Source organism: Candidatus Neomarinimicrobiota bacterium (assembly GCA_016784545.1).
In the GTDB taxonomy this organism is placed as follows: Bacteria; Fidelibacterota; UBA8477; order UBA8477; family JABMPR01; genus JABMPR01.
The window spans coordinates 1-8,831 of the sequence record JADHUM010000087.1 but is presented as its reverse complement, the minus strand read 5'-3'; the positions used below and the strand labels follow the sequence as shown (position 1 = coordinate 8,831).

Below are 8,831 nucleotides of genomic sequence, written 5' to 3'. Positions count from 1 at the left end.
CGGCGTGGATATTTATGTCGTATCAAAGCTACTTGGACATTCTTCAATAAAGGTGACGGAACAAGCCTACATACATCTTCTCGATTCGAACCTTAAAGATGGTGTAAGTCTGTTGGATGCTATATGGTAACGTTTAAGCTTGATCCATACTGGGAAGCCCGGCAATCGCTGGGCTTTTTTTTGGCCCTGCATCGTGTCTCACACCCCTATACGTGGCCTTTTTTTACTGGACCCTTACTGGCTATGGTTTTCTATCCAATATGCCTTTTTTTGTTCACCATTTATTCACCATCTGGTGTCCCATAATGTCCCAAATAACGGGACTGGATAGAAAACTATGCAAACTGGCCAAAAAAGAAACCCCTCGTAACTCTATGAATTACAAGGGGTTTAGTGTGTACTCCGGACAGGGCTCGAACCTGTGACCTACGGATTAGAAATCCGTTGCTCTATCCAGCTGAGCTACCGGAGCTGATAGCGTGCCATATTATTTGTCCGTGAATGGCTGAGCAAGGCAAATCCCACTGGACTAACCATTCATATGACTATGGAATTGCTATTTCCTCTTGATACAACGGAAACCATAAAAATAGCTGGTATGCCAGACATCATCCTGATTTCGGCTATAAACATAGGTGGTATGCATAGTTGAATTGCAACTTCCCCCTTTGAGTACTCTTCTGTGGTCGTCTGGTCCTCTAAAATCGTCCACCCATTCCCAGACATTACCAATCATGTCACGAACACCAAACGGACTGGCGCCTGTGGTCGTTCCCACATCTATTAATCGAGCGCCGCAACCAGCTGTATTTGCCAGGTCACAGTTCAGAGAGTCCAGACCCCAGGGATAGGGATGGTCATTCATTCCCCTGGCAGCCTTCTCCCATTCATGCTCAGTAGGTAAGACTAATCCATAATGCCGGGCAAAAAAGTAGGCACCGAACCAGGGAACTTCACTTACCGGTTTATTTTCATGGCCTGAATCTGCAACAAACTGAACCCCGTTCCAACTCATGCGAGAGTCAGGATCATTTACATCGGCTGCCATCCGCTGGGCTGCAGGCCAGTGGGCATCCCCTTCATATTCCCCAATGGGTAAACTTCCTGGAACTGTTATTGTCCCCAGCCTGATCGCCTCATTTAAAAAAGTTACGAATTGGGCATTGGTCACTTCGAAGGTCATCATCTGGAAATCTTCAGTTAAATCATTCCGAAGGCTCCCAGGTTCTCCGAAATGGTATTCTCCACCTGGAACTGTACTCCACTCAGTGTTCAGGTACACAAACCCTATTGAATCCTCGACGAAAAGACTATCAGCTGAAACTGCCAAAACTGAAACCCGGTAGTGATTCACCACCCCGTAGCTTGCAGTCGAATCTTCATAGCTAGTTGTATTCTCGGACAATGCCGCAATCTCAGAGAAATCTGATGAATCCCGACGCTCAATGAGATACCCCGTTTCCCCCATACTATTGTCTTTCCAGGAGAGCGTGATTTGTTGAGAATTGTCGATGGTCAGATTCAGATCTGAAGGGGGCTTCAAATCTAAAGGAGGTGAATCTTCAGGGGCAGATTCCTGACAAGCTAGGAGAAGGATTGATAGCAGCCAGATCAGGTAAAACTTTTCCATTTTATATCTCATTGATAGATTTCTCGTACTATGCGCAGGTTTTTAATGCAACCGAACTCTCTGGATACAAAACCAGAGGCTATAAACATTACTCTAAAAATAGTTTCCGGATTTTCTGAACCAATTTTTTAATGGGGTGACCCTCAATCCGCTTTGGATCGTTGATGTTTTTGCGAACTGAGTCAAAACCGATCCTGGGGGTCTTAACGATTTTGTCCAGTAAAAAGTATGCTCCAAAGGCATCAAAATTACGCCTCAACAAAACATCCTTGGATCGCTTGTTGTCATAGGGCAAAAGCAGAGACTTCATTTTCTCTACACTGGACGATTTTATCAGATAGGCGAAATGCCCGGAGTTTACACTTTTGCCTTCAGTTTTGCGTGGTGTACCGAACCTATCATTCACAGGCTCACAATCCAACTTATGCCAACCCAGCCAGAGCATATCCCAATCCTCTGGAATGTCTCCTTTCTTGATATCGCCAAGATCTTTTAAGAAATGTCTGGTGAAAACTGCATCATCCTCAAAAACCAGCCCTATATCACACTGGGGGTCTTCGACTATCTTTTCCCAGACATGAATATGGCTTAATAGCGTCCCAAGACTTCCAGCCAGTCGCAACTTGAAGTCCCCACTCAAATACCCGCGTTTCTGGTAATCTTCTATATCCACATCCAGACCATAGACGGCCGGGAACCACTCTACATCAAGACCTGCCTTGCTGGCGTAGCGATAAAAATTTTTGCGCCTGACAGGACTGCGTTCGAGACTGATGAGATAGGCTTTGTCATATTGCATGGATAAGTTCCTCTGACATAACGTATTTCAGACCGAGTAAATATCCAGCCCTAATATTGACCTTTATCAAATAGTAACTCTGTATTTAATAACCTAATGTGTTGATGAAGGCTTGCAGGGTACCCCTCCATAAAATTAATTTCACCGCTTCAACAATATCAAGTTATATAAGGTAACCTCACATGCGCCGCTCTTCAATACACACAAAATTAATCCTCAGCTTTGTGTTTGGGATATTCACATTGAATAGTTGTATCTATCTCCCGTCAAATAATAAACATGCTGAAATACATGCCATCATCGACAAGGCAAATGCTGATTTCTATCTGGATAACAGAATCTGGTATCAGGATGTTCATGCTTCTGTTGAAGGTCGTACTATCACCCTTTCAGGTGAGGCATTCTACTCCATACCAGTGAGGGGTATTGGACGCAAACTGAAAAATGCTGGATATGATTTTGAATTGATTGATTCCGTGCACTATTTGCCTGAAACATTTCCTGGGAACCAGGCTTATGGAATTATTACTGCACCCTATATCATGGGTCGCTATACACCTGTGAATTATAAGCAGGAAGGTACAGAGATGCTCTATGGTGAACCTGTGCGTTTGATCCGTGAAGTAGATGACTACCTGCAGGTTCAATCAGCCATTGGTTATCTAGGATATATACCTAAAAATTCACTGCGTCGTGTCAATCTCCAGGAGTGGAATCGCTATCATATGGGTAAACAGGCTGTCTTCACAAAAAATGATACTCTGGAAAATGGAATGATATTCTTGATGGGAACCCGCCTACCCTATCTTGAAAATGACCTGCTGCTTCTCGCAGATGGTAGCGAGTTAAAACTCACCAACGACCATTATAAACTGATTGATCCTGCAGCCAATCCACTTCGTCAGGAAATTCTCACAACAGCACAACAATACCTCGGTCTACCCTATGTCTGGGGTGGTCGTTCTGCTGAAGGTGTGGATTGTTCAGGATTTGTGATGCAGAGTTATACATTGAACAATATCCATCTACCACGAGATTCAGATGAGATCGCCAATGTGGGTCGTATGGTGGGATATCCAGGCTGGATGGCTGCCATGCTTCCTGGGGATTTGATGTTTTTTGCCGGAACTCGCCGCATGATTACCCATACCGCCATCTATATGGGTGATGGCAAGGTTATTCATAGTCTGGGAAAAGGGGTTCAAATTCAGAGCATGAATCCTGACGATCCAGATTATGCAGAAAATCTGGGACGACGATTTGCTTTTGCAAAACGCATTTTTGAATAGAAAGCTGATGAGACATAGCTTACTCGTCTTCATATTGCTCCTGGCGGGCAATATTCTTTCCAATTGTACATCAGAGACAGATACCCATAGCATCATGACCTACAATATCCGACATGGCGTGGGCATGGATGGCATACTGGATCTGGAGCGCACAGCTCGTGTCATTGAGGCTGCCCAGGCAGATATTGTTATTCTTAACGAAGTTGATGAAGGCACCGCACGATCCTTAGGGGTCCATCAGGCTGACAGCCTGGGGGTCCTGCTTGATTTATTCGCCGTATTTGGTCGATCCATCGATTACGATGGTGGTCAATACGGAAATGCACTCTTATCCCGCTATCCCATCCTTGATTTTCGTATCGTTGATTTATCCACGGATAGTCTTTTAGAGGGCAGGAGTGTGTTTTTAAGCCGAATTGACTGCAGAGGTGATACACTCACCATATTGGGGACACATCTTGGCTTAAGCCAGGAAGAGCGATGGGAGCAGATCCAGCGCATTATCAAGGTCCTCCCCGAGGAGAACAGAATGATTCTAGCTGGTGATTTCAACTTTGAATCAAGTTCTCAAGCATATGGCCTGCTCACTAAATCATTGCGGGATGGTCTTGCTGAATTCGCTGTGGAGCCTCCCCCAACATTTCCCGCAGACAAACCTGATCGACGTATTGATTATATATTTATTGGTGAAGCTATTGAGGGGGTAAAGGTCGCTGAGTTTCAGCATCCTGAGATCTCGAACGCCTCAGATCATCAACCCCAAATCCTGCATTTTAGATAAAAAAAAGCGGCGATCCATGTCGCCGCTTCAATTAATCGATTTATTGAGGGAAATTAACCTCCCAAAGATCTGAGTTTTTTCTCGAATTCTGAAAGTTCATCTGGAGGAAGATCTACCTCAATTTCCACTTCCTTTACCGTATCGGAAACAACAGCTGGTTCTGGCGGTGCTGCAAAAGTCTCTGGTTCATCACTAAATGATGGCAATTCTACTGAAGGTTCAGGCTCAATCACGGGAGGTGCCGATTTTAACTCTGTAGTTGGAGGTATTGGAGCAGCCTGTGGCGCAGGAGCAGCCTTTGGAACAGGTGGCGCTTGTGGTTCCGGTCGGGGAGATGAAGCTAATATATTGTCTTTAGGCATGGGCTTGATCCCCTGCAATTGTCCCAACATGGCTTTTACTTCGTCATTAAACTCGCTGACAGTAGTTTCCATGCGTCGCATCAACTCATCCATGAGGACCTGGCCATAATTTGAATCAATCCCATTCATGAGATTTCCAAGGTTGTCTTTCAGGTATTTCATCCTGCTATCAGCATTCTTTAAATCGATGTCGCCCATTATTCCTCCGGCTATAACAAAAATTGAATCTGAATTTAAAAGACCACCCCTGTCAAAGCAAGGCACATTCAGATATTGATCTTTTAGGTAATTTATTTCTTTCGGGGACTATTCTTCCGAAAATAACTGTTCAGCCAGCCCCTCATAAAATTTTCATAATTACCCTTCTCAATCGCCCGACGAATATCCGCCATGAGGTCTTGATAAAAGGTAAGGTTGTGAATGGTTGCCAGGGTTTCAGCCAGCGGATCCTTTGAGAAAAAGAGATAGCGCAGAACCATTCGAGAATAGGTCTGACAAGTATAGCAGTGGCAAGCAGTGTCCAAAGGATATTTATCCTTGCGGAAGACTTTGTCCATGATGCGTAGTTTGCCCATTCGGGTAAATAAGGTTCCCTGTCTGGCATAGCGTGTGGGAATTACACAATCAAACATATCAATTCCACGTTCCACAGAAGCCAGGATATCCTCAGGTAAACCGACCCCCATGAGGTATCTAGGTTTCATGGGTGGTAGCAAGGGTGTGGTGTAGCCAACGACTTCTTTCAGAAGATCCAGACCCTCACCGACACTTACTCCGCCAATGGCGAAACCATCAAATGGAATATTGGTAATTTCGATGGCACTCTGGCGTCTCAAGGATTGGTAAATGCCACCCTGGACAATCCCAAACATGAACTGGTGATCCTGTAGTGGATATTCTCTACTCCTCTCAGCCCAACGCGTCGTGCGTTCAACTGATTTCTGGACATATTCCTGGGGAGCCTTGTAATCCACACATTCATCGAAAGCCATAACGATATCCGAACCCAGATCACGTTGAATGGCCATGGATTCTTCAGGCCCGAGGAACAGTTTCTCTCCATTTTCCTCAAACTGAAAAGTGACACCCTTTTCTGTAATTTCGCTGCCCTCCATGGAAAATACCTGGAAGCCACCTGAATCTGTGAGGATGGTGCCTTCCCACCCCATAAACCGATGGAGGCCTCCCGCGCGTTTCACGGTTTGAAGTCTCTCACCCAGAGAGAGGTGGTAGGTGTTTGCCAGAACCACCTGGGCACCGGATTCTGCAACATCCCGCATGGGCGTGGAACGAACATAGCCAGCGGTTCCAACTGGCATGAAGGTAGGAGTCTCAACCTTGCCGTGCTCTGTAAAAAAATGTCCACGCCGAGCGCCGGAAGGATCAGTTCTCGTCAGCTTAAATTGTATATCTTTTTTACTCTCTACCATGAATCTATCCTCTCTAACAAATATTTCTGTGCCTCAGGACTGTCTGCCTGACCTAACACGCGCCTCTGAATCTTCAATGAGACGATGGAACCACTCAGCAATAGATCCAGTGCAAGATACTCCGCGGACTGCTCCTTGAGCCCACAAAAATCACCTATTGTGCTGCCCCTAAAATTTTCTGCCGCATCCTCACTCAGCAATAGTTCACATCCTTCAACACGGCCAGGAGTCCCCGTAGAATCAAAGTCGTAAATTACAATCAAGATTTGTTCATCTTCAAAATCACTTACTTCAATGAGATAGCTTGGTAGTGAGTCCAGTCGAATCATGAGCCAATTTTCTTCGCCGGCAACCCTATGAGGTTCAACCTTCATGGTGGAAGCTGATAAATCATCCCGAGGCATCTTAAGCTGATAGAGCCCTGGATAGCCCTGAAGTATGCGCTCTGCAGGACTCTTGCCCCCATGTTCTTCAAACCAGCCTGTCACCTGTAAGGTTCTGAAGAGGATAAACATCATAAACGCCAGGGTGATAATACTGACGATATAATAGAGATTTAATTTTTTCATCTTCATCACCCCCAGGAATATGGCCTATGCGTTGGAGTGAGCGACGATCATCCACATATCAAGGGTATAATTTTCATGACTTTCAATTGTAAAGCCTGACGCTTTCAAGTCTTTGATGGCCTGAACTTTCGCAACACGGTGAACTTTTGCAGGACCCCGTTCTTTTTCTGATTGAGGATCCCAATCCAGGATAAGTATTTTACCTTCTGGCTTCAGTGTGCGACGAATCTCCGCGAGATTGTCCAGCGGGGATTTAAATTCATGATACAAAGCTATGAGTACTGCAGCGTCAACTGAATTATCCTCAATATCCATTTTAACTTCGTCTACCTTAAGTATCTGAATATTGTCGGGTGTGTTGCGTTGTTTGAGGAGAGATAACATCTCCTCTGACATATCGGCGGCGATGACCATGCCTTCTCCCATGGCAACTGCTGCAGGAAAGGTAAAAAAACCATTTCCACACCCCAAATCCAGAATGGTTTTACCAGACCGAATACCTAATTTCTGTAATATGATATCTGGCTTCAACTCCTGATAGCGCTCGGCAGAAATAAGCCGTTCAGCACGGCTGGGGTCAAATTTTTTATGTGACATTCGATTCTCCTGATTCAAAAAGCTTATCTAAATCCTCTCTGAGGATCTGACTGTAGTGGTAGTCTGACTTAAAACCATCCCAGGTTACGGGTAATACGCCCACTCCTGTGCTGGAAATAAACGCTTCATCCATCTCAGGTACATCATCCTGATTAATCAGGGCTTCTCGTACTTTAAGATGACGCATTTGTGCCAATTCCATGATGGTATCTCTGATGACTCCTGGTAGAACACCCAGCTCTAAACAGGGTGTGAGTAAAACATCATCCTTGATAAAGAATATATTTCTGATGGCACACTCAGTAACATAGCCATCTCGATTAACAAACACGGGCTCGAAGGCACCAGCATCTTCCGCATCTTTTTTGGCGAGCATGTTTCCTAAATAATTGCCTGATTTAATGGCGGGATGAAAGCGTAAAATAGGATAATTCTTTTCTTCGAGAAAAATGACCCTGACGGGCCAATCCTCTGGTTTATTGACGGGGCGTGAGGTCATGTATATGGTGGGAGTTGATTCAGATCGCCACGGCGATCCCTTACTTATCCCACGTGTAACAATGATGCGTGCCAATGCACTGTCCAGATTATTCCTCGAAATATATTCTTTCAAAATCTCAGGAATTTTTGCCAGTTGTTCGGCACTTTCCATTTGAATAGTGTCCATACCACTTTGCATCCGTTCCAAATGTTTTTCGAGCCGGAAAGGTTTGCCGTGATTGACTCGCACGGTCTCAAATAGGCTATCACCGTACAGAAATCCCTGGTCATTGAATGGGACCACGGCTTGTTCGGCTTCAACCCATAAGCCGCTTGCGTATATTAGCATTGTGATTGAACCTTCATAGCGTGTAGGATAGCATAAATCGAGGCTGTGACAAATGGGAATGATGTAAAGGTTTAGAGAGAAAGGTGTAATCATCTGCTAGAATATTGCTGCTGGACATTGAGTTTGCCAGGAAATCGTCTTGCAGGCAGGATCACTCCTACAAGTCTTCGCGATGGAGTGAAACGACTGACGCGATCTCGGGCTGTTAGCAAACCAAGGATTCGGAGATTGCCACACTCACCACATTCGCTCGCAATGACGAGAAAGATTTAGTGAGGGTGTCATACTTCGAGAGCACTTCGACCAGTCTACGTCCTGCGGACTACGCCTGGCACGCAGGCTCCGTATGACACCTCAGCAAGACACACCTGTAGAATGGCTTGGTGTCCGTTGTCTGATCTAGTAGAAACAACAAAGGGCCCGAAGACCCTTCATTGTATGACACCCACTTTGGGGGTCTGTTATTTGCGGACGACCTCAGCGTTGATGATTTCTCCCAGGACTTCGCCGCCACCTGCGAGGATCACCGTTACATTCGGTTCATC

9 protein-coding genes and 1 tRNA gene are annotated in these 8,831 nt (G+C 45.3%); 2 read left to right on the top strand and 8 right to left on the bottom strand.

Annotated features, from left to right (window positions below; genetic code table 11):
* Window positions 1-398: 398 nt before the first annotated feature.
* The 3 genes from ISR87_14845 to ISR87_14835 form a co-directional block, all read right to left on the bottom strand.
* Window positions 399-472 (bottom strand) — tRNA-Arg (locus tag ISR87_14845).
* Between the two features lie 84 nt (window positions 473-556).
* On the bottom strand, window positions 557-1,630 hold the full coding sequence (locus tag ISR87_14840) for an SUMF1/EgtB/PvdO family nonheme iron enzyme (GenBank protein ID MBL7026718.1): 1,074 nt from the start codon (window positions 1,628-1,630) through the stop codon (window positions 557-559).
* An 88-nt stretch (window positions 1,631-1,718) separates the two neighbouring features.
* A complete protein-coding gene (locus ISR87_14835; GenBank protein ID MBL7026717.1) occupies window positions 1,719-2,429 on the bottom strand; it encodes a glycosyltransferase family 25 protein in 711 nt (236 codons plus the stop codon).
* A 182-nt stretch (window positions 2,430-2,611) separates the two neighbouring features.
* Here ISR87_14835 and ISR87_14830 point away from each other — a divergent pair, with 182 nt between their 5' ends.
* Both ISR87_14830 and ISR87_14825 read left to right on the top strand, forming a co-directional pair.
* On the top strand, window positions 2,612-3,718 hold the full coding sequence (locus ISR87_14830) for a C40 family peptidase (protein ID MBL7026716.1): 1,107 nt from the start codon (window positions 2,612-2,614) through the stop codon (window positions 3,716-3,718).
* A gap of 7 nt (window positions 3,719-3,725) precedes the next feature.
* On the top strand, window positions 3,726-4,499 hold the full coding sequence (locus ISR87_14825; protein MBL7026715.1) for an endonuclease/exonuclease/phosphatase family protein: 774 nt from the start codon (window positions 3,726-3,728) through the stop codon (window positions 4,497-4,499).
* A gap of 53 nt (window positions 4,500-4,552) precedes the next feature.
* Here ISR87_14825 and ISR87_14820 read toward each other — a convergent pair whose 3' ends face one another.
* From ISR87_14820 to ISR87_14800, 5 genes are all read right to left on the bottom strand, one after another.
* Entirely contained in the window at window positions 4,553-5,059 is a 507-nt protein-coding gene (locus ISR87_14820) for a hypothetical protein (protein ID MBL7026714.1), read from the bottom strand.
* A gap of 92 nt (window positions 5,060-5,151) precedes the next feature.
* Window positions 5,152-6,270: a tRNA guanosine(34) transglycosylase Tgt gene (gene tgt, locus ISR87_14815; protein MBL7026713.1), complete on the bottom strand. Its 1,119-nt coding sequence runs from the start codon at window positions 6,268-6,270 to the stop codon at window positions 5,152-5,154.
* Between the two features lie 14 nt (window positions 6,271-6,284).
* On the bottom strand, window positions 6,285-6,860 hold the full coding sequence (locus ISR87_14810; protein ID MBL7026712.1) for a hypothetical protein: 576 nt from the start codon (window positions 6,858-6,860) through the stop codon (window positions 6,285-6,287).
* A 24-nt stretch (window positions 6,861-6,884) separates the two neighbouring features.
* Window positions 6,885-7,457, bottom strand: a complete 573-nt coding sequence (locus ISR87_14805; GenBank protein ID MBL7026711.1) for a methyltransferase domain-containing protein — start codon at window positions 7,455-7,457, stop codon at window positions 6,885-6,887.
* Complete coding sequence (locus ISR87_14800) at window positions 7,447-8,286, bottom strand: aminotransferase class IV family protein (GenBank protein MBL7026710.1); 840 nt, start codon at window positions 8,284-8,286, stop codon at window positions 7,447-7,449. Before ISR87_14800 ends, ISR87_14805 begins: the two co-directional genes overlap by 11 nt.
* Window positions 8,287-8,831 lie beyond the last annotated feature (545 nt).

Bases quoted from the DNA above. Each gene is read 5' to 3' on its own strand.
- ISR87_14840 (MBL7026718.1), bottom strand. From the start codon at position 1,630: ATGGAAAAGTTTTACCTGATCTGGCTGCTATCAATCCTTCTCCTAGCT.
- ISR87_14835 (MBL7026717.1), bottom strand. From the start codon at position 2,429: ATGCAATATGACAAAGCCTATCTCATCAGTCTCGAACGCAGTCCTGTC.
- ISR87_14830 (MBL7026716.1), top strand. From the start codon at position 2,612: ATGCGCCGCTCTTCAATACACACAAAATTAATCCTCAGCTTTGTGTTT.
- ISR87_14825 (MBL7026715.1), top strand. From the start codon at position 3,726: ATGAGACATAGCTTACTCGTCTTCATATTGCTCCTGGCGGGCAATATT.
- ISR87_14820 (MBL7026714.1), bottom strand. From the start codon at position 5,059: ATGGGCGACATCGATTTAAAGAATGCTGATAGCAGGATGAAATACCTG.
- ISR87_14810 (MBL7026712.1), bottom strand. From the start codon at position 6,860: ATGAAAAAATTAAATCTCTATTATATCGTCAGTATTATCACCCTGGCG.
- ISR87_14805 (MBL7026711.1), bottom strand. From the start codon at position 7,457: ATGTCACATAAAAAATTTGACCCCAGCCGTGCTGAACGGCTTATTTCT.
- ISR87_14800 (MBL7026710.1), bottom strand. From the start codon at position 8,286: ATGCTAATATACGCAAGCGGCTTATGGGTTGAAGCCGAACAAGCCGTG.